Genomic DNA, 21,286 nt, shown 5'->3' with positions numbered 1-21,286 from the left:
TTTCAAGAAAATTTAGTAAACTTGGGCCAGGCCTTATTATTGTATGAACATGAGCTAAAAGAAAAGGATTTATAAGGATGCTTAAGCAGTACAGGCTATTTCCTGAATATTTCTTATGCTGAATAAAATATTCAGCATTTAATATACTTTTATAAAACGTTTCTTTAAATTCTATTTTCTTATTTATGATATCTATTCGGTTTCCCCTAACAAGAAGCTGAAGCATTCGCTTTACATCTTTTTCTTCACCCCTTTCGACCATATCGATTAAAATTCCTTCGTCAATCTTATGAAGGATTTGCAGTCTATAAGCATACTCTAACCAAATTGGCAATTGCCGGGGTTGCAATTCAGGAATGTACTCCTCCCATAATATACGAGTTGAATACGGGTTATTGTTAATTATACCTATCATTTCAGATGCATAATCGCTTGTAGGAAACTTTTTCAACTGAGTGAAACATTCCTTTATTACTTCTATTCTTCCACATTCATTTGGTAGCAATATAGGCTCAGTGTTGGCTCTATTGCCTTGGTTTATTATATTACCTACGTTTATACCATCGATAATAATTTCAACTACGTCCTTTAACAATAAAGGATACTGTGTAAAAACGTAATCCGACAAAATTTGTGATGTTAAAACTCTTGGGTAATTTGTATACTTTAATAAATCATCATTTTGTAGTTCTTTCAATTTTTGAATGAGCATTGGCAACTCTCCTTTACCGAAGCACCCTGCAAAGAAACGAGCAACATTATGCCAATAAAAGTTTCTGGCTATTGCATCAAACCTATCCGGCTTAGTCCCCGACCTTTCTGAACCGACAGGACTATGTGGAGCTGTATTGTATAGATATTTTGCACAAAAATATTCCCTTAGTGGTTGTACTTCAAATTCAAATGTCCCTTGAACCCTTGACACTAAAGCACACACTCTTTCGTTCATTACATCAAACAATTCATCTGCTATTATTGTGTCATGCCCTTCATTCTGTAAATATTCTTTCAACCTTGCCTTTAATGCATCAATATGTATACTTCCACTATTTTTGTATAATTCCGCTTCGGAATGTAGTATCCAAGCTAAGTATTGATGAATATCAATTATTAAGTCTCTTTTATCTCTTATTAGATAATTCTTTTCTGATTCGCGATTGAAAAACAACTCTATATAGCTATCATACAAGGCAGTTCTTTTATTAGGCAATGACTCCCCTCTTGTTCTTAACAAACTAATGAAAATGGCAAGCTGCATTGGACTTTTTGCCAATTCTTTTAAATGTGGCATTTTTAACTTTTCATCCACCAATCTCTTAATTTCAGTAGCTTCTCTATGATTTAATCGACTTGCTTTTATCCACTTGTTTACGTATTCTTTTGTAATGTTTGGAGTAATATCAGTTAGCTCAAAATGCGGGTATACATCAACAGAAAAGCCAATTGAGTCAGAAAAAGCTGCAGGTCTACTTGTAATAATTACCTGTATAGATTCTGAATTTGCTGACATTCTGCTTATGCCCTTATTAATAAAATCTATAACCTGCTCACGCACTTTAATATTAGCGATTTCATCGAAACCATCAAAAACAAACAAAGCAGGGCTTATCTTTAAAACCGCTATCAAGTCATTGGTTGAGAAATCTTCTAATTGAGAATGATAATTGATGTGTCCAAGAAGAAATGCTTCCAAAGAATTCTTCCAAATTTTGTCAAAGTATTCATTGCTTAACGTTCCCTTGTACGGATTCTTCTTTTCCACCCATGCTGCAATATGTCGCAGATCCAATTTAAATGGCAATCGTATTGGTGATTGTTTTATATGCTCAGGCAGTAAGTCAGTATCAGATTGAATATTCAATAGTCGTACTCTATGCACTTGACAGACATATTGCGAGATTGTTGACTTCCCTTGACCAGGGCCTCCTTCAAGCAAAATCCTCTTGATTTCTGTTTGCACACTTGGGTGCAATATAAACTCCGCAGCACCTAAACTCTTTCGCTCTTGGATTGCAAGTGCATGAGAATCTTCTGCTGAATACACATTGATTTGATTTCTAAATATTTGGCCGATGGTTTGTTTTAAAGTCTTATCCTTTTCATTGTGCTTTTTTAATCGTATTGGAACATCCGTAAACAATTCAAGCAGGCGATTTTGCAAATCAATTTGTCTAAACTTTACTTCATTATCCATCTCATATTGATCTGTTATGTAGGCCTTTATAACACTTTCTCTTCTGTCTTTATTTTCACTTAAATTTTGAAATAATACAGAATTTAAAATATCCTGGCCATTAAGAATTTCGGGAAATGACCATTTGAAAAGTGGATCTTTCTCAAAAAGTCTTGCTAAATCATCTCTCCACCAACATATGGAAGGAACATTAATATTTTCTTCTAATATTTTATTTACTTTATCAATGGACCCATTATCTAAATGGGCTGTTCCGTTAACATTAGTTAGAAGAAAAAACTTAATTGCGCCTTTGGGAATAAGTGCATTAATTTTAGCAGTTTCCCCTTTAACTATTTCAGTTAACCATTTGTGTACATCTTGAATTAGTTTTGGGTTTCGTACAAACTTAACCTGGAAGACGAAAAACTCTTTTTTAAGAGAATCTAACAGATAAACTGCAGAATCTCTTCCGCCATCCGGCTGACCAACTGGGAATGATTGAGAATTTGGAAACTCTTTACTTAATAAGCAATGACAGAATTCTTGAAATCTTTCATCGCCTAAATTCTCAAAATTATAATCCATTAGAAAGTATTTAAAAGAGTAAACGGCATATAGCCTTAGAAGTGTGTGAATAGTTAACTGTCAAGAGAGACCAACAAAAAAGGAATGTTAATAAGATCTCGCAAAGAGATTTTATTAACATAAAAAAAGAGTTACGCTTATCGCAAAATATTTTTGAGGGATAATCAGGCCGCAATCCAAATCTTTTTAGTGAAACATCAACTAATTTATTGAATTACATTAAGACAGGGGATAATTTATTAAAAAAATGACGAATATCAATAAATCAATGGGAAGAGTAATATACGAATATATGTAACAAGGAAAGTATATTAAATATATCCACTTCTAAATAAGACTTTCCTTAACTTCAATCAGAAAATCGTGAAGTATGGATTTAAGTGTGTTGCATGCCGTGAAATCACCGGACCGTGATTACACGATGAAGGATAAATTGAATGGCTTAACCAGCCCGCTTGGTTGCCGGTTCCTCGAATGGTCAGGGTGGTATAACCAAAACATCTCCCAGCGTTTATTAGGCCATTACAGGCTTTACCAACTCTTCAAAGCGAAAAGCCAGGTTGATTCTCAGCTGTCTTTGCCAGTGGCGTACATGGCAAATTATCGCACCTTACACATAATTAAATATGTCCTTTCCTGCATAACGGCTGTTTTGTATTACATCTGTACCCTGGGTGACAGTTACCACCCTGTGGCAGTAGAACAGTTAAATAAACAACTGCTTTATCGGCAGTATACCATCTTGCAGGAATTCCTTGCCAAAGCTGAGGTCGATTTTGACAAAGCATTGCATAGTGTATATTCCGCTGATGGTAACCCCTCATTCCGGGCATGATACCCCCACTGCAAGAAGGCCCAAAAGGGAAAGAGCTATTTTGAAGATTTCAAAGATATGATTTGGGGGTAATGGAGTGTTATTTTTTCTTTCTGCGTGATTCTCCTTTTAATTCAATTCGATGGCACCTGGCTGTCAGTCTGTCAAGGATTGCATCAGCAAGGGTGGGTTCATCCAGGTAATCATGCCAGGCAGATACGGGTAACTGAGAGGTAATGACGAGCGATTTTTTTTCATAACGGTCTTCCATTATTTGAAGCAATGCCAGCTTTATATTTTTGTTGATATGCTGTATGCCAAAATCATCTAGGATGATGAGAGGTACCTTCTCCAATTGGTTTAATAGCTTCACATAGCTTCCCTCTGTTTTTGCCATGAGTATGGTTTCAATCAACCGGTTCATGTTAAAATATCGCGTTTTAATGCCCATCAGGCATGCCTGGTATCCCAGGGCACACCCAACCGCGCTTTTTCCTACACCAGTAGCACCTGTGATCAGTACGGTTTCGCCGGCTTTAATGTAGTTGCATTCCAGTAAACTGCTCCAGGTGGCTTTTGTGAGGTTACGTTCCGGGCTACAGTCTATCTGCTGGGGCGTGACGTTAAAACGCAGCCTGGCGGCTTTTAAAAGCGATTCCATGCGTTCATTGGTGCGGTGCAGTTGTTCAGCCTGTAGCAGATGGGCCAGCAGTTCGTGGCCTTCGAGTTGCTGGTTAACGGGTAATTCCAGTTGACAGCGGTAACTGGCTGCCATACCGTTTAATTTTAAGTTTTGCATTTGCTCAAGGGATTGTGTCGTGTTCATTGATGTTTGATTTTTTATGAATGATTAAAAAAGTAACGTTTGGCGCTGTAGGAAGCATATGATTGGTTAATGAAAGTATTCATGCAATACCGGTAGTAAAATCATATGCTTCCTACAGTGCAAGCCCGCGGCAGGCGTCGGAGAGCCGACATGCGTAATACGTCTTGCATTTCCTGAGCTCTATTTGTAGTTTTCAGGACCTCTGATATTATTGTGATCAGGCAGCTGTTCTTCCTGTTCGATCTGGTCTTCATCAAAAAGCAATGGTTGTTTATCCAGTCCTGTTTTAAGAATGTTGCGGACCATTTTCAGCGTTGGCCTTGGAACGTTAGCTGCTCTGCGGCAGGCTGCTTCCAGCCGGTCTTTACCGTAGGAGTCCTGCAGGCGTATCATGGCATGGCAGGCCTTGTAGTTCTGTTCGGGGTATATGCTGCTATGCAGCAGCCGGTCGGCTGCCTGCCGGGTATATTCGCCCACCCAGCCTGCTTTCTGAAGTAGTTGCTCTACCGTCCATCCCCGTAGCTCAACCATATGCTGATGGTTGGACGGCATATGCTCATGGATGCGGTTAAACTTAGGCTCATTGCTGCTGCGCACATGGAAGGCAATGCGTTCATTCTGGCAGAACACTTCTACCGTTCTGCTATCATAACTCACCCATACTTTGTATCCGACATATTGATACGGAACTGTGTAATAATGCATGTTATCGGTAAGTTGGATGGCATAGTTTGATTGTACGGTAACCTGTTTGCCTTTTTTCACCCGGAAGGTCTCGGGTGGAAGCGGTTTTAACACGGGTTGCTCCTGGCGCATAAAGATGTCGAGGCGACTTTCTGAACTGTTCTTATATGGTTTTTGATTAAGGGCATCCAGGTGAAGGCGGATGTGATGATTGAGCGATTCAATGCTATGGAACACGTTATTGCGCAAGTGGGCGTAGATATGAGTATATACAATGTTCACTGCATTTTCGACCATTGCTTTATCACGAGGTGACATCGGACGGGTAGCACTAAACGTGGTATTGTAATGTTCAGCGAGCTGATCACAAAGATCTGTAAACGCAGGTTCATGTTTGTCGGCTCGTTTAACGGCTGTTTTGAAGTTGTCTACAAGAAGGGTTTTAGTAACGCCACCAATGTATTTGAGATGCTCATTAGTGCAATGGGCAAAGTCGGCTGTCCTTTGTGATGGCACAGCAATACAGAAGATCAGTCCGCTAAAGGGCAATACGCCAACGAATACTTCGCACTCAATTACTTCCCCTGTTTGTTTGTCTACATAACTGAGTTTCTTCCCGGCAAAATCAGCCTGTAAGAACTCTCCCGGAATATATTCCCAATGGAAAGCCGGATCGGTGTCCTTCAAATATTTTCTAAACAGGTAGCAGTACTGGCTATAGCGATACGGATCTTCCTGTTGCTGGCAGTATTCTATCCATAACAACTGTTTGGTAACACCCGTTTTGTGTAGCTCTTTGCGCGCCTGTTCAAAATGAGCCAGCAGCGCTTCGAAGCGTTTGCCCCGAATGACTGTGTCGTCGCTGTTATAAACAACGGCTGCCAACTCTTTATCACTGGCTGGTAAAGATGTGCTATCATCTTCATCGATGATCTCCATTTTACGCAGGTATTTTTTTACCGTTTTACGGCTGATACCTGTTCGGCGGACTATTTCCTTGATGGGAACGCCGTCCTGCCTTAATTGTCTGACTTGTTTTATCTGGTTCATATCAACTGCTTTTTGAGCCATTTTCCCTGTTTAATCGTCTTAAAAGGGCAAATGAATACAAATAGCGCTGACGCTTCTGCAACCTTCTGCGCAGAGGGGTTACCATGCTCCGGAATGACCCCTATCCAGGTGAGTAACAAAAGGGGTTACCATGTGCCGGAATGACAGTGCGGAAAAAAGAAAAATTGTTTTGGTGTATCAGAAAAGAATGGGAAAAATTACGGGAGATAGAAAATCCAGGGGAGAAAAAAACGTGGCTGAGAGGTGGGGTTACCATCACCGGAATGAGGGGTTACCATAAAACGGAATGGGGGGTTGCCATGGTCCGGAATCTACAGCATAGTGCAATTGATCAAATAAACGGGTCTGGTACCAAAGCTTTTCCTCCAATAACAATCGTTCAGAACCGGATGGAATATACAGTCAACAACAATACCTGCCATAACTTTACAGAACATAACACTATTATTCATTCCGGTACTGTCGGAATTAAGGGCAAAGAGAAAGATGTGTTTTCCAAAAAACAAATTTTGATCTGGTTAGATTTACAGGCCGACTTGAGTAAAATGGAAAGGATCGATTTTACAAAGCCTAATAAATTTGAAGCAATAGCCAGATTGTTGCAGGCCATAAATGGAAAAAGTAAAGACTCCTGGATGGAAGAATTAGATAAGTATAAGACTAAAGGACTCTATCATTACAGTAGCCAGGGTGAACTGAGGCAGTTGATCAATACCATTACCAATATTTCAGAAACAGCACGAAAGGCAGGATATAGGGAATTGGCTAAAGCGGCTGATAGAAAAATAAGGGAGTTGGAAAAAATGCAAGCTTAGCTCCGTTGACAGAAAAAACATTCGTTTACTTCCTTTTAATTACAGCAGCAACCATTGCTTCAATTTCTACTTTACTATAACCGTCTAATAAAATTCTGTTTTTCCCCGTAGATATTTGCCCTTGGACCTCGACCACATATAAGAGCCGGTTGGCTACAACTATGGCAATATGTGGGTATAAAGGATTACCAGTTACATCTTTAAATTTTTGTGTCCCCTTTTCATCGAATTCCATATTTAGACTGCTTTCGATACCGTTATCTGTTGTATCATGCTGAATGCTGCAGTGCACAATATTTTCTACTGCAACAATTGGCGTCTTGGCAATACTATATACCTCAGTTGACTGTTCTTTACGCATTTTAATACCATCCAGGTCATCGGCAAGCAAATAATAACCCGTGGGGACATACTCCTTTGTTACTTTTGTTGTGTCATTACTGTACAGTGGGCGCTCAGATTCAACAGGTGGTGGGATATTATGGGTATCGTTCGCACAAGAAAAAAATAAACAAATACCTATTATTTGAATTAATAAAACGATTTTCATTTTATTCTATGCGTTTAGGTCAAGGGTGATCATACTAAGGCTTGCTTGGAAAAAATCATAAGGGAACTGCCTAAATCTATTCACCTATCATTTTAAAGAAGTCAGATAATTTTACTCCCTGTGCAGAACAAATCTTTTTAAGGGTATCTATGGATATGGAGTAATCCTGTTCTTTTATTTCTTTGATCCTTCTTACTGTTTTCTCGTCAATGTCATTAGCGATGGCAAAGGCTCTATTGGACATATCCTTGATCCAATTCTTATTAATATATAAGCATATCCGTTCGTTAAGCCTGTCCATCAAACAAAAAGAAAATATTTTCGCCTAAAACACGCGGACAGCTGTCCGCATTCAAAAAACTTCCCTATATTTACAGTACGATATTACTGGACAAGTCAGTAATTCATTTTCGGCATTAACTTATGAGCTTCTCGTAACAGAAACCTGACAATTTCAACGGATGCGAGAACGTAAGTGTAATGTCCAGCCCTTATATTTACAAAAGGGTTGGACTCGCTTATGTTTTTTGTGTCCGGCCACCGAAAGGTGGTAGGCCTTGTCAGGGCCTCTGTGACAAAAGGCAGGCGGGTTCCAGCCCTATTGTATTTTTTAAGTTTTATGGCCCGTTTTTTCCGCCCCGGGAACCTTCCTTTCTTTTCAGGCTCATAACCATATTCATTAACCTTAAATTCTTTCTAATGAATGAGCCATTAACCATGTCCCGCCCTGGGATATCCTTTTCGGGTAAAACACACAACAATCATCCACAATGGTACAACCAACCATTACGTCTCACCAATGAACAAAAAAGCGATCCTTTGCTGGTATTGGACGATTTTTTTGAATGCTACCATTTAAATGATGTTCGGCAATTACTATGGCAGTGGTTTTCTGTAATGATAACGAGTCAGCGAGGTATTGCCATAGATCCACTTGACCACGATAATCACCTATTTTTCTATGAAAAAATTGAAGGAATTATAGAGGTTGCTTATGTGATGAAAAGAAAAATACACAAACAGAGGCTTAGGTCTGAGAAAAGAAAATCAAAAAAGGGTAACCAACCTGAAAAAAGTCAACCTGTTAATGAACCTGAACAACCCAATTCACATAAGTCTAAGCCAATCCTTGAAGTGAATAATAAAGAGGATACTTTCGATAAACCAAAAGAACTTGTTGAGCATGTAAATGAAAACCCACTATATGTAATCACCGAGGTTTTCAAAACTTACGGATGGAAAGGAAACGAGCCGCTGGCTTATCTCCGCGATCAATTGCGTGACTGGTTATTTGTTGCAATATCGGCAGACACAGCCATTTATGAAGAGGGAGAGCAACGCAAACAATTGCTATACTTCCATGAACAATTGCAGGTACTGATCGAAGCAATATTTCTTATCAATTTAAAAAATGCAGGAAAAGAAAGTCTGAAGGATCAGGATAATGTTGGCGATAAACCACGACTACTTACCCAGGAACAGATCATTAATCCCATGCAGGTAGTCACTGGCTTTTTTGAAAAGTTCCCTATGGTTTATATCATCCGGGAATTAAATGACTGGCTGGAAGCTGGTATCGCCTATGGGGGCGGCTATCCTGATAACATGAGCGAATTACAGGTCTTATATACCTACAGAAATGTTTTATGCTTGCTCAAAGCAGCGAACCGGCTTTTATCTTATCAAATTTTACCTATCCAATCATGAAACTTACACAAAAAGCACTCAAAGCAATAAATAATCCTGTCACCCGCCGCCGGTTGATGGATGTGCTGGGCTGCACTGAATTTACCATTGCCCGATACATTCAAAAGAATAGCGACAACCTTACTAAAGCGGCTGCCATGCAGGTGATCAGGGAAGTTACCGGGTTACCCGACAATGAAATTCTGGAAGAATCAGCCAAAATAATTTAGTTAAAACCAGGCAGGCCACTGTTTTAATAAAACTACTAATCAGAGCCATTACCATGAAGCCCCGATGTTTCTACACCGGGGCTTTTGAATTTTTACGAACGTATAAGATACCAGTATAGATAGGTAAGGAATGTAAACCCAAGCAGCAAAATGACGATCCATTTCTTGGCGTCGGATTGAAGAAATGTTTCCAGTTTATTGAACTTATACCTGCTGAGTTTTTCTGTAATCAACCATTCTACTTTTTGTATTCCCTTTTCCAGGTTTTGCCAGTAAGGTTTAAAATCTGCTGGGGTTATCGTTGGCGCTTTATTTTCCTGTTTTTCCTGGAAAGCGCTTAGTTCAGATCTCAGGAGGTTAACGGTAGCAACCTGTTCCTGTATTTTCTGATTCAGTGTAGCCAGTTCATCATGCATGCCTTTTACAACTAGTTGCAATAATTCCATATCGTTTTTATTCTGCTCCATAATGTTTTCTTTAATAGTTTACAATTGAATGTTATAACCCGGGCCGCAGTTTATGCTTTTTCTTCCTCTTCTTTTTCTTCTGCAGCAGCGGGGCCGGATCGAAAGCTGTTTCCGGCTTAAGCAGATCATACAGCAATTGGCCGCTTTGCTTTTCTAATAAGGATGGTTCTTTTTCCTTTTCTATTTCCTTAGCTGGTGATTTTTGAATGGCACCATTCGTACCGGTAGCAGCTATTCCTGTTTTTGTCGAAGCCGTATCTTTTTGCTCCTGCTTTTGGGCGAGATGTTGGCCCTGTTTCTGCCGGAGGATCTTCTCAATTGTCATTAAAGAATATCCCACTTCGCTGCCTTTTATCTTCACTTTTTTATCATCAATGAAAGCAATGCCCCGACCCCTTAAAACCTGGTAGCCCAGGGATTTCATTTTCTGTTCAAACTGGTCATAGTTTTGCACCTGCTGCAAACTGTTGTGAATATGTGTTTTTAGCTGGTTCATCCGGGCGTTTTGCCTGGGTAGTAAGCGTTCCTTTTCCGTTTGAAAGGGGCGCGGATTCAACACCTGTTTCAGGTTGTATTTTAGTTCCAGTTTCCGGCACAAATTTGCCATGCGTAAATAACTGTTACTATCGCTGGCCACCTTGCCATCGTACCCCACCCGGTTGGCAACGAGATGCAAATGAGGATGCTTTGTGTCCTTATGCATCACACATACATACTGATTCCTGTCAACCTTAAATTCTGCCGTTACCGCCTCCGCGATTTCAATCAGCTGATTTTTAGAAAGCGTTTCTCCGCCGGCCAGACTGATTGAAAGATGCAGCACCGGTTTTTGCACCCGGCTGTTTAACCGGCGCACTTCGTTAAACTGCGCGGCCAATTCCGCGGCATTTCCAAAGCACTGATTGTAACACAAAACTTCAGCGCGGTTAACATGTTGCAGCCCGTTATTATCAACGTGCTGCAATCGCTGTGCTGCAGACAAACTCTGTTTATCTTCCAGGCAATATTCAATACAGCCGAGGAATGATTTTCCTACGATCACTTTGCCGATCATTTCAGATAGTTTTTAACGTCCTGCGCCAATTGTTTTACCTCGTTCGATTGAATGGCCAGCGTAGCCCTTTCATAGGCGCTTAATTCATCAAAACCGTTTCTTTTTTTAGCGATCTGGTTCAGGTAGGCGGCAATGTGATTCAGCTCTCCGAGGCGCTTCAAAACTTCCGGTGGAAGCACTTTTTCACGAATGACAATTTTTCCGGTCAGCCCCATTTTCAACAGGTATTCAGACACCGTAAGCTGGGCGTTTTTGGCACGTAGCTGAACCTGTTTTCGTTGCAGGAATGAACACCTAACGCTGACGCGGCGGTCCTTTTTAATGGTTTGTTTCGGGCGTCCGCCCTTGTTTTTTGTAAATGATCCTTGCTTCTTCAAAGTCATACGCACGCATTTTAATAGTTAATAAAACCGGGAAATTTCAGAATCCCGCTGCAGGCGGGATGAGGAAACGGAAAGTTTTGGTCCGACCAAAACATAGCTAGCTACCCGAATCTCAAAAATGTCTTCCTGGTCGCAGGCTTTGCCTTTGGCCCTGCTGGTGATGTACTAACCAGTCATTTAGATCTTTCCGGTTTTTATAAAAATCACTTCGATCTATATACTTATCTATGTTCCATTCCAACGCCTGCCGGGTATGTTTTATACCTGCTGTATCCCGGTCTAAGATCAAATGCACCTGTTTGTATTTTTCCATTAAGGGGCGGCTCTTTTCAAAAAATGAAAGGGAGTTCAGTACCAGGCAATTTGACAGTGGAGCCGTTAGATTCTTGTTGATGGTGCAAAAAGAAAGGAAGCTGAAAAAGCCTTCAAAAACGGCAACATCATCGGTTCGATTGTCAACAAAAGTTATATCCTTCGGCGAGCTGCTACCCTTGAAATTTTCGCTGCGTAACTCATAGCCACCGGCGTTATTTTTAAAGCCTATCACTGTATATTTTTTGCCGTACAAAAGGAAGTCGATTTCCCGGCAAAAACGGTCGGCAATTTCCAGCGGGATGCATCTTTTTTTCAGGTATTCCAAAAGGGGGTTTGAAGCTATTGGCCGGTCGCCCATAATGATGATTTTACCGTCCGGGTTTTCTCTCTTTTTACCAGCCGAAAATGTATCACGAACGGTGGGCCGAAATTCAGTTTTTGATGCCTGGGTTGGCGGGTGAAAAGAAAGAGAATTTTGATTTAACTGACCGGCCAGCCGGTTCAGGAATTCGGAAACAGAACAGTTATAGAACCGGGTGCCGAAATCAATCAGGTCACCACCATTGCCGATGCCATGATCATAAAACACATTCAGCTTTCTATTAACCTTAAAGGAAGCCGTTTTTTCATCCCGGAATGGCGACAGAAACCAGTAATCCGGATGTGATACTTTTTGCGGGTGGTAGCCCAAGCTGGCCAGGTAATCCACCAGGTCAATTTTTTTCGCATCTGCACAAGTCAAAGCACACGTAGCCATACGCGTAAAATTTACATGGTTAAAAATGTTTACTGTTTACCGGGCGACATCCACTTCTGTTGCAGGGCCTGCACCTGGTCGCGGATAAAATACCGGCGGGATTTGATTTTAATAGAGGGCAGCAGTCCGGACTTACGCCAGTCGTTTACGGTCTGCCGGCTAACACAGAAAATTTTCTGAACTTCTTTTGTGGAAAGGAAGGGAGATTCACCGGTTGCGCTGGCGGGTAGCGGTGTAGCCTGGGCGCCTATTTCCCGGATCTTCCGGTCAATCAATCCCTCGAACAATTTGATTAATTCCTGTGGTTTCTGGATTAGCAGAAACGGTGCATTATTATTTACCTCACTCATACATCACTTTTTACATACTCACAAATAGGTTTACCTGCACAAAGTAAGGGTATGGGAAGGCGTGAAAAGAGGTGGGACGTCCTGGAAAGATAAGTGGTTGAAACTAAGCCATATTGAGGGTAGAAATCCAGCCCTTCATACATAAACTTCTATTTTATTTAAAGAATATATTATATTAGTTAAGGAAGTAATCAAATCATTCCCTAAGTCTGCTAATGGATATACTTATTAATAAAGCCATAACAGAAATACTTGAAAGTAGGGCCGAATTGCTACGCGTCATTGTCCGGCAGAAAAATAAATTCGAAGGTTGGCTAAAATTTGAATTGGCCTATTATCTTGAAAGAGTGGGAATGAAAACTGTAGAAGTGGAAAAGTGTCCCGGTTACTGGCGGGATAGAAATGATATATCGTTTTTCCACAATGAAAACTTACCGCGTTGAAGTTAAAGACTCCTAATACTAATTGGAATGTACCGGGCATTAAACAATGCGGCAGGCCAATCACAAAAAATATTCAATCAATTATCGCCGATGCAAAAAAGTTAAATTCCAATCAGGGAATCCTAGCTTTTGTACTTTTTCCTGTTCCAATCGGTGATCAACGATGGAAAATGTTATAAAAAGGATTAGTGAACAAAGCCAAATAGAATTGATATAGAAAAACAATGTACTACCTTGAAGATTGCCATTGATAATACTAATTATTGCAATTTAATTGTTTGTGCATTTAAATCACGGATATTTTCAAATTGGTATTGAATTCAGCTTTAAATATTCTGAAATTATTTCATCTACAAAGAAGGTCTTTACTTAATCAGTGATCAATATGACTATATCAGAATTAAAAACTAATGTATCTGAATCATCAAATTTAGAGTGGTTCAACAATAGATTTGTTAATTTAAACTACTCACATATTGGCTTCAAGGAAACTATTACTGGCATAACAGCAATATATGAATTTCTGTATCGCCAGATCGAAGGCTTTTCGTCTATTAAGGATCAGCTTCCAGATGAAATTAAAAAAAGCCAATCTATTTTTGAAAAGGCCTGCAAAATTATTGCAAACATTGTAAATCTTAATCAGGAAAATGAAAACGAATGGAATAATGTCCGGACGCAATTAGAAAGGGAAAACCCTTTTAAATTTATTTATAATTCCTCTATCACACAGTTCTTGATAAAGTTATTTAATTCCCAACCGAACTACTACCACGGAGCCTACGATTTTATCACGAGCCCGCATTTACAAAACATACATGATAAAAACCGATTTGCAGGATATCTTTTTGCTTGTGAATTTTTATCAAAAGATTATAATGGAGTTGCAAATCGAGTGGAGGCAGAACTAAGCTCCGTTACCAACATAAAGAAAGACTTACATAAATACTTAACAGAATCAGAAAAGCATCTTACCGAATATTTATCTAAATCACATTATAAAGTAATTGATGCTACATCAAAAATTGACACCCACCTTTTAGAAATAAATAAGCATTACGGAGACTGGTTTACAGCTACATCAAACGGTCTTACAAACTATTTAACAGAGACAAAAACAAGAGTACAAGAATTAGAGGATTTGTACCAAGAGAAACTTAAACTGGAAGCTCCTGCTAAATATTGGGAAAATCGAGCAATAAAATTAAGGAATGAAGGGTTCTGGTGGTTAGGAGCGTTGATAACTTGTATTGGAATAGTCGTGTTTATAATAATTTGGATATTAAACAAATTTTCTGATGGAACTATAGAAAAACTATTCCAAAATACGGGAACTGCAATAAAATGGTCAGTACTTATAATCACTTTGATATCTTTTTTAGCATATACTATACGGACTCTTTCTAAGCTTACTTTTAGCTCCTTTCACTTGTTTAGGGATGCTCAAGAAAGGGAACAATTAACATATGTTTACTTGTCTTTACAGAAAGGAAAGGGTATAGACCAAACGGAAAGACACCTAATTATGCAGTCATTGTTCAGCAGAGCTGACTCCGGGCTATTAAAAGACGACGGTTCACCGACAATGCCAGGAAACATTGTTGACAAGTTCATCGCGAATAAACCGTAATTTCTATTACAGGGATACCAGGCCATCTCAGTTGCAGGTCTGCACCTAATCATTATAAACTTCTGCCTGGATTAACATTTAAGGTCAAAGATTAAAAATGCAAATTACTTACAAGAAGATTTCCACCAGTATCAGACCTCTTAAAATTGCGATTTTCTTTAATAGAGATTCAAAGCAATGGAGGTCAATTGTTGAAGGTATTATTGAATTAAACAGTACCATCTGGGGAGGGAGATTTAATATTATTATTCCGACAGACGGAAAAACAGTCGAAGATCAATTTCTAAGGGTTTTACAAGAGTTTAATCCGGACGTATGCTGTTATTATCAGCATACGAATCTAGATGTTTTATATTCAACCGATGGTTATAATGAAAAAGAAAATGTTATCAAATCCGTCATGGAAAATTATAATATGTCCAGACAGGAAGCTGAAAAATACATAAATTCTAACCCTCAGTCGCATGAAAAAGATATTTTTCGTAAGAATGTAGATTTTTATAAATATTTATCAGAAAATTTGAGCTTATTCGGAAATCCTGAAAAAATTAGGCTACAAAGATTGCATAGGCACATTAAACAAATAGGGGGTGCGTTAAAAGTTGAGAATTTTTTACAAGAACTAATAGATATTGCAAATCCTCGTCCGTTCTACTTTGATCTAGATGATTGTTCTGATTTTTCGCGTTTGTTGATTGCAAGTTATACCGGCATGGGCAATCTTTTATATTCAGATAGAATTGATATTAAAATTGAAAAACACGATAAGAAATCAGAACGTTTTTTAATTAATGATTTTTATCAAGGTCGCATACCACAAATATATCCCTTTGCAGTCAACTGCTATGGCCTGAGTTTGTATGAATCACTTCGCCCAAAATCTTTCTCTGTTTTAGTAGTGGGCTCCGAAGCAACTGACTTTTGTCTATTCTATGGATTAGACAGAATTATGAATGGAATATTTTGGATTCCTACTATTCACTGTTTTACTGAGTATCATCCAAGCTTAGGTTTTTTAATCCTTGAAAAGATAGCGGATGAAAACACTGGAAATGATCGCAAGACATTACAAATTACGTCCTGCTCCTTAAAAAAAGATGACATAATTGAAATTGTTGCCAAAATTCGAGATTTAGGTATCCCAGAATGGGCTGAAGATGATTTACAAATAGAAATTGTGAGCCCTGGGGAAATCATGATATCGAAGGAATACGAAGCTTATGAATATGGCAATGCTGGAAATACTTTTATTCAGCAATTCAATAACGGCATTTCAACAAACTATATAAATTCTCCCTATCCACAACTATTTAAAAGTCTCCCCGCACACAAAGCAGATTGGATAATCGATTATGAGATAGAAGGAGTAAATATGGATAAGTCGAGTACTGGCCATATATTACCAAACGATCTTTCATTAATTTCAAATTTATTCAATCATGATTTTAGCAACAGCTTAAGCTTAAGCATAATTAGAAAGCATGGTGATAAATATTCGGTTAGATGTCCAACTGTGGCGTTGAGGTATTTCAATATGCGACCCCAAGATGTTACTCCCAGACCTATTTTAAGGCTGCAGGATAGCAAAGAAATATTTGATGTCCTTTTTAATAATGCCGGCTATATCACCCAAACATCTGACAAAGGCAAATATCTAGAATATTGTATAGAAATGTTCGGTGATATGGAAAAACTAGCAATGATTCTAGCTAATGAAGAAATCTCTAACCTGTTTTCTTGCTATAAGAATACCACCTCAGTAAAAAGGCAAGAAAAAGACATTAAAGGTATCAAGTTGAAGACGGGTGTTTATCTGAGTTATAATGATATTCGTTCTTTTTTCAAAGATGAAAAAGATGCAAGAAATTACATGGATGATTTTATCAAAAAAAATTTGCTCACAAGAGGGTTTATTTTCAAGTGTGAACAATGTGATAATAGTAGTTGGTATAATATAAATAGCGTAACGGGCACATTTAAATGCAACCGTTGTGACTATGAACAAGTTTATTTACCACATCATTGGAGGGAAGATGATGAACCAAAATTCTACTACAGGCTTAATGAAATGTTCTATCAAGGGAATTCACATAACATGAAAGAACCCATATTGGGCATCCTTTATCTGAAGTCTCTTGCTAAAAAGTCATTCTTTTATCGGCCAGAATTAAATGTATATAATGCGGAAAACTCTTCCTTAAAGCAGGAAATCGATTTTGTTTGCTTGGTTGATGGTGAACTGTGGATCGGAGAGGCCAAGAGCGGAGGGACAACCAAAGGAGATGTGAATAAGTATATAACTTTATGTAATAAACTAAAAGCAAGATTTATCCTTATATCTAACGATCCAATTTCGTCTGAACTGCATGCTTATATTCATTCGATCGCTTGGGAAAAGAATCCTACTATTAAAATTTTATCAAAAGACGACCGTACTTAAAATAAAAAAGGTTAATTCTACATAATTGTTACTTTGTAACCTAAAGCATTTGGATTAATTGGGCTAAACATCATATTAACCTGATAGGCTCTACAACGATGAAGATATTGCATGGCACTTCTTAAATTTATAAGCATATCTCCGCTTTCATGAATGTCAACAATAATTATATTGTTTATTAAAGAGTAAAATTTTCTGCTCCCATCAACAACTTTATATATTGTATCAATTTTATTGACCCCAAGGTTTTTGTTTTTTAGCTTTAAGATTATTTGATCTAGTTTATCTTTTCCACCTGAATAATCAAAAAACAAAACTGAAGCATAAGGCGCAAGAAACAAATGCCTGTCTATAAAATTATGCAATACATTCTCATGTGTATTCTGAACCTGGCCTGATTTGATCTCAAAGTAAATTGGATCATTATAAAAATTTGCTATACAATCAAAATCACCTCCACTGGGCGAACCTTTAATATTAACTCCAAAACTAGCTGAATAAGCTTTTAATTCTTTAACACATAAATAAGCAACCAATAATTCTAAAGTTTTCGCAAATTTCAATTCATTTTTTGCTGACTTTTCAAAAGCATAGCTATTTAGTAATTGATTTGAGGATAGTTCACCATTAAAAATAACTTTTTTCAACTCAACCCTAAATGATTTCTCATTAAATGCATTAATAAAATCTGTTTTAACCTGAAATATTTTCGTGAACTCCGGATTTTTAAACACATCACTCGCGGAAGAATCAATAAGTGTTTCATCCAATAGCGCCTCGGTTACCTCCTAAAATCCCCTACTCAATAATAGGTTTCTTACATTAAAAAGTTCAATTCCGTTACCGGTCCAATGTTCTGCTCGAGAAAGTCCATTTTTAGCAATTAGATGATTTAGTGTAGTAGGTATCATTATATCATTTTTGCTTGTGTCTTGATTAAAGCGGCTAGCTTTTATACTTCGGTCAATTCAAATGCATATTCATAGCTGATCTTATTCTTAGTTTCAACATTTTCGATCCAAGCCTTTTCTTGATGACTGCATTGAATAATTTCTTTTTTAGAAATATTACAAAATCTATCAATGATATATTGTGCGGTACTTAATTCAAATTCATCAATTAAAGATATACTCAGTTGAATCGGGCCATGCAAAAAAATCTCTTCATATTTCTCATCATTAAGCTGCTGATATATTATCTCTATATATCCTTTATTTACTGCATACTCATAAATACTATCAAAGTTAATGGCAATCGGCCCCCATTGTAGGGCTCGATAACAAAGGCCAGTAATGCCAAAACCATTATGTTTGAAATGATAAAAATCTGTATAAAAAAGTAGGATATTCAGTTTTGTTTTATAAACATCTAGTCGCTGGGTAAAATAGACAAGTAGTTCAATTACTTTATCCAGATTAGGAGTTATATACCCTGTATAAAGACTAGGTTTACAAATTTCAAATCCCCCCATTAAATATTGAGGTAAAGCATTGTAAAAAAAATCGTTTTGCTTAGCAATCAGATCGTCTATATTTCTCAAAACCGTACTTAAAGAACTTTCTTTAAACGCACCAGAAGCCAGTAGAAATTTTTTAAATTCAAACGGAGCTTTAGCTGCCTGAATCAACCTGGCATTAGATATACTAGGTACGTCTCCATTTTCATATAGCCTATAATGGTTTATCCCCAGTCCGAGAACTTCAGACATCTTAGCAGCACTTAATCCATATTGCTCTCTAGTATTTTTTATTTCATCTGGAAAAGGTAAATTATACTTTTCTCGGTATTGATTATATACCTGATTAAGGTTTATGGTGTCTAGCTCTTCATCGGTAAACTCTTCATTAGAATCGAGACACAGGTAATAATGATGCAAATAGGAAAAAGTTTCTTTTCTAAATACCAGTTGATCTTTTCGCACCATTCTTTTCATCTCTTTCCCGGTAAGTGGACTTTTCATAAAAATTATTTAAATTTATAAGACATAGGCCCTTCTGCCTCATGGAACGATAAACACACTATGGGCGTCCCACGTTCACCTATTGAAAATTTTATGTACAATTCGATGCCATTAACCATCTTTCCGAAAACAGCGACATATTTCCCTTGGTACTTATCATCTGGCTCTGGCCCCCCACAATAATTTTCTAGTTTTAAAGAGTCGATAACTCTTCTTTGTTCTTTCGCATTTAATCCTAGGTCTGCGAGTGTTTGAGAATTTTTAGATCTACTATTCATATAAATTAAACCATCCTCGCTTATCCGTTTTTTAATTTCTACAAGCAGGTTTTCTACGGCCTGGTAAGTTGGCAATAAGATCATTACTTTTAATTTTGGTACTAACCTCAACTTTAAAGTTGAGGTTAGTTTTGAACAATGTTTTTCGATTCTTCATCTCACTCATGGGTTTAGGGGTTTATGACAACTTTAAAGTTGCAATTTAATGGTATTTTTATCATATTCGCAACTTTTTATTTCTATTTTCTATTTAATCGCTTTAGGAAGTTATAATTAAAGCCCACTTTATGGTTAGGCGACTATTGATGAATGTATTACCCTTTACCCTCCTTCACCTCATTCATCCCCGCCAGCTTCTCCTTCAACACCTTCATATTTTGACTTACCTTCTTTTGACTCACCTTTGCATATATCTGCGTAGTGCGTATGCTTCTATGGCCAAGCAGCTGACTAACGGTTTCAATAGGTACATCCTGCTCCAGCAGAATAGTGGTAGCAAATGTGTGGCGCGCCATGTGGGTGGTGAGGTATTTTTTTATTCCGCATAGCTCGGCTATCTCTTTCAGGTAGCCATTATAACACTGGTTGGTGTTTACCGGTAATAACCGGTTTTTGCTGCGGCACCAAAGGTGATTTTTGTACTTTTCGACAATCTCTAAAGCAATAGGGAGTAGTGGCACCCGTTCTGGTGTGCCTGTTTTGCGGCGGTCGGTGGCTATCCATTTTTCACCATCGATGCCGGTTACAATGTTATTGGGTGTCAGGTTGTACACATCCTGGTAGGCAAAGCCGGTGTAGCAACTGAAAATAAACACATCCCGTACCTCTGCTAACCGCTCAACCGCAAACTCCTTATGGTACAGGGTCATTACTTCTTCCATCGTCAGCCGTTCGCGGGATGGTTCTACATACGTACATTTAAACCGGCCTACCGGGTTTGTTTCCAGCCAACCCTGGTCAACCGCAAACTTTAATACCCGCTTCAGGATGCGGATGTACTTCATAGCGGTATTGTTGCAGCCTTTTTCATGGGTAACTAAAAAATGTTCAAAATCCCCGGCAATAGCTGGTTTTATTTCTTTCAGCTGTAGGTCGGTTACCTTGTACTGTTGTTTTGTGAACACCTTTAATTTTTCGCGGGTGGTGTGTACACATTTCAGACTGTGTTTCGATTTTTGCCCGCTGGCTACCTTTTCTGCAAAGCGGTCGTAATAAATATCAATCGCCTCTTGTAACGATTTCCGGTTTTCATCAACACCCAGGTACAGGTTCTTTAAAATCTCTGCGGTTACGGGCTTGCCCAGCGCTTCCAGCTGCAGGTACTTTTTGTGTAGCTCTCCTTTAATCAATGCCAGGCGGCGGTTGATGGTCTGCGCTTCCTGTGTTTTTCCTTTTACGAATTGCCCTTCGACATCCCAGGCAATGGCAGCCACATACTCATTGGTAGATAATTCAACCCTCTTTTGGTTGATTGTGAAACGCACGTAAATAGCAAACTTGCCATTTTTGGAGTATTTCCGGTACAGCCGGAAACGGATGAATAGGTTTAAACTTCCCTTACTCATACAATCACTTTTTAAGTTAACCGAATATTGTTTCCTTCGCTCAAGTCCTCCACATCACACTTCAATTCGGTGGAACCCAGTGTCAGCAAGGGTTTCAGAATCTCGAGGGGGACAAAATAAGAATTTCTTCTTGTCCCCCTCGTGTCCCCCTTTTAGCGGTTGTATAGGCGGGTAACTATTTGTCAGGTTGTATCAACCAAAAACAAA

At 38.5% G+C, this 21,286-nt stretch carries 21 protein-coding genes; 7 read left to right on the top strand and 14 right to left on the bottom strand.

The genetic code is table 11. From position 1 onward, the window contains the following. On the bottom strand, positions 1-2,761 hold a 2,761-nt coding region (locus A4R26_RS30740; protein WP_081170395.1), incomplete at its 3' end, for an NACHT domain-containing protein. Between the two features lie 370 nt (positions 2,762-3,131). On the opposite strand from A4R26_RS30740, the gene A4R26_RS30735 reads away from it, so the two are divergent. After that, positions 3,132-3,596, top strand: a complete 465-nt coding sequence (locus A4R26_RS30735; RefSeq protein WP_081170393.1) for a hypothetical protein — start codon at positions 3,132-3,134, stop codon at positions 3,594-3,596. A gap of 79 nt (positions 3,597-3,675) precedes the next feature. On the opposite strand, the gene istB is transcribed toward A4R26_RS30735, so the two are convergent. After that, entirely contained in the window at positions 3,676-4,401 is a 726-nt protein-coding gene (istB, locus tag A4R26_RS30730; protein ID WP_081170391.1) for an IS21-like element helper ATPase IstB, read from the bottom strand. Between the two features lie 180 nt (positions 4,402-4,581). Beyond that, positions 4,582-6,156: an IS21 family transposase gene (gene istA, locus A4R26_RS30725; RefSeq protein WP_081170389.1), complete on the bottom strand. Its 1,575-nt coding sequence runs from the start codon at positions 6,154-6,156 to the stop codon at positions 4,582-4,584. Between the two features lie 140 nt (positions 6,157-6,296). Here istA and A4R26_RS30720 point away from each other — a divergent pair, with 140 nt between their 5' ends. Next, the gene (locus A4R26_RS30720) at positions 6,297-6,971 is read left to right on the top strand and encodes a hypothetical protein (RefSeq protein WP_081170388.1); all 675 of its coding nucleotides are present in this window, start codon (positions 6,297-6,299) and stop codon (positions 6,969-6,971) included. Positions 6,972-6,996: 25 nt separating this feature from the next. Here the strand turns inward: A4R26_RS30720 and A4R26_RS30715 are convergent, their stop codons facing one another. After that, on the bottom strand, positions 6,997-7,521 hold the full coding sequence (locus A4R26_RS30715; protein ID WP_081170386.1) for a SecDF P1 head subdomain-containing protein: 525 nt from the start codon (positions 7,519-7,521) through the stop codon (positions 6,997-6,999). Positions 7,522-7,597: 76 nt separating this feature from the next. Further along, positions 7,598-7,765: a helix-turn-helix domain-containing protein gene (locus A4R26_RS30710; protein ID WP_207625859.1), complete on the bottom strand. Its 168-nt coding sequence runs from the start codon at positions 7,763-7,765 to the stop codon at positions 7,598-7,600. Between the two features lie 455 nt (positions 7,766-8,220). Between A4R26_RS30710 and A4R26_RS30705 the strand changes: the two genes are divergently transcribed. Together A4R26_RS30705 and A4R26_RS30700 are read left to right on the top strand one after the other, a co-directional pair. Beyond that, positions 8,221-9,228 carry a hypothetical protein gene (locus A4R26_RS30705; RefSeq protein ID WP_081170382.1) on the top strand — a complete coding sequence of 336 codons (1,008 nt, stop codon included), beginning with the start codon at positions 8,221-8,223 and terminating at the stop codon, positions 9,226-9,228. Further along, positions 9,225-9,437 carry a hypothetical protein gene (locus A4R26_RS30700; RefSeq protein ID WP_081170380.1) on the top strand — a complete coding sequence of 71 codons (213 nt, stop codon included), beginning with the start codon at positions 9,225-9,227 and terminating at the stop codon, positions 9,435-9,437. The genes A4R26_RS30705 and A4R26_RS30700 overlap by 4 nt, the downstream gene beginning before the upstream one ends. 92 nt (positions 9,438-9,529) lie before the next feature. On the opposite strand, the gene A4R26_RS30695 is transcribed toward A4R26_RS30700, so the two are convergent. The 5 genes from A4R26_RS30695 to A4R26_RS30675 form a co-directional block, all read right to left on the bottom strand. Next, the gene (locus A4R26_RS30695) at positions 9,530-9,904 is read right to left on the bottom strand and encodes a hypothetical protein (RefSeq protein ID WP_081170378.1); all 375 of its coding nucleotides are present in this window, start codon (positions 9,902-9,904) and stop codon (positions 9,530-9,532) included. 31 nt (positions 9,905-9,935) lie between these two features. Continuing rightward, positions 9,936-10,958: a relaxase/mobilization nuclease domain-containing protein gene (locus tag A4R26_RS30690; protein WP_081170376.1), complete on the bottom strand. Its 1,023-nt coding sequence runs from the start codon at positions 10,956-10,958 to the stop codon at positions 9,936-9,938. Beyond that, the gene (locus tag A4R26_RS30685) at positions 10,955-11,341 is read right to left on the bottom strand and encodes a plasmid mobilization protein (RefSeq protein ID WP_081170374.1); all 387 of its coding nucleotides are present in this window, start codon (positions 11,339-11,341) and stop codon (positions 10,955-10,957) included. Before A4R26_RS30685 ends, A4R26_RS30690 begins: the two co-directional genes overlap by 4 nt. Positions 11,342-11,453: 112 nt before the next feature. Continuing rightward, positions 11,454-12,413: a DUF8464 domain-containing protein gene (locus tag A4R26_RS30680; protein ID WP_081170372.1), complete on the bottom strand. Its 960-nt coding sequence runs from the start codon at positions 12,411-12,413 to the stop codon at positions 11,454-11,456. Positions 12,414-12,442: 29 nt separating this feature from the next. Further along, complete coding sequence (locus A4R26_RS30675; protein ID WP_081170371.1) at positions 12,443-12,763, bottom strand: helix-turn-helix domain-containing protein; 321 nt, start codon at positions 12,761-12,763, stop codon at positions 12,443-12,445. Positions 12,764-12,978: 215 nt separating this feature from the next. Here A4R26_RS30675 and A4R26_RS30670 point away from each other — a divergent pair, with 215 nt between their 5' ends. From A4R26_RS30670 to A4R26_RS30655, 3 genes are all read left to right on the top strand, one after another. Then, complete coding sequence (locus tag A4R26_RS30670; RefSeq protein ID WP_081170369.1) at positions 12,979-13,206, top strand: hypothetical protein; 228 nt, start codon at positions 12,979-12,981, stop codon at positions 13,204-13,206. A gap of 385 nt (positions 13,207-13,591) precedes the next feature. Then, complete coding sequence (locus tag A4R26_RS30660) at positions 13,592-14,836, top strand: DUF6161 domain-containing protein (protein ID WP_081170365.1); 1,245 nt, start codon at positions 13,592-13,594, stop codon at positions 14,834-14,836. A gap of 97 nt (positions 14,837-14,933) precedes the next feature. Then, positions 14,934-17,276 (top strand): hypothetical protein, encoded by a 2,343-nt coding sequence (locus tag A4R26_RS30655; RefSeq protein ID WP_081170363.1) that lies wholly within the window; start codon positions 14,934-14,936, stop codon positions 17,274-17,276. 17 nt (positions 17,277-17,293) lie between these two features. Here the strand turns inward: A4R26_RS30655 and A4R26_RS30650 are convergent, their stop codons facing one another. From A4R26_RS30650 to A4R26_RS30635, 4 genes are all read right to left on the bottom strand, one after another. Continuing rightward, a complete protein-coding gene (locus A4R26_RS30650) occupies positions 17,294-18,046 on the bottom strand; it encodes a hypothetical protein (RefSeq protein ID WP_081170361.1) in 753 nt (250 codons plus the stop codon). 182 nt (positions 18,047-18,228) lie between these two features. Then, positions 18,229-19,236 (bottom strand): type II toxin-antitoxin system antitoxin SocA domain-containing protein, encoded by a 1,008-nt coding sequence (locus A4R26_RS30645; RefSeq protein ID WP_081170359.1) that lies wholly within the window; start codon positions 19,234-19,236, stop codon positions 18,229-18,231. A gap of 5 nt (positions 19,237-19,241) precedes the next feature. Continuing rightward, positions 19,242-19,598 carry a type II toxin-antitoxin system MqsR family toxin gene (locus tag A4R26_RS30640; RefSeq protein ID WP_081170357.1) on the bottom strand — a complete coding sequence of 119 codons (357 nt, stop codon included), beginning with the start codon at positions 19,596-19,598 and terminating at the stop codon, positions 19,242-19,244. Positions 19,599-19,828: 230 nt separating this feature from the next. Continuing rightward, positions 19,829-21,079, bottom strand: a complete 1,251-nt coding sequence (locus A4R26_RS30635; protein ID WP_081170355.1) for a site-specific integrase — start codon at positions 21,077-21,079, stop codon at positions 19,829-19,831. Positions 21,080-21,286: the final 207 nt, after the last annotated feature.

The sequence above is a fragment of the Niastella populi genome (genome assembly GCF_002078015.1).
GTDB lineage: Bacteria > Bacteroidota > Bacteroidia > Chitinophagales > Chitinophagaceae > Niastella > Niastella populi.
Note: the sequence above shows the minus strand (reverse complement) of the source record. Positions and strands in the feature narration are given on the sequence as shown.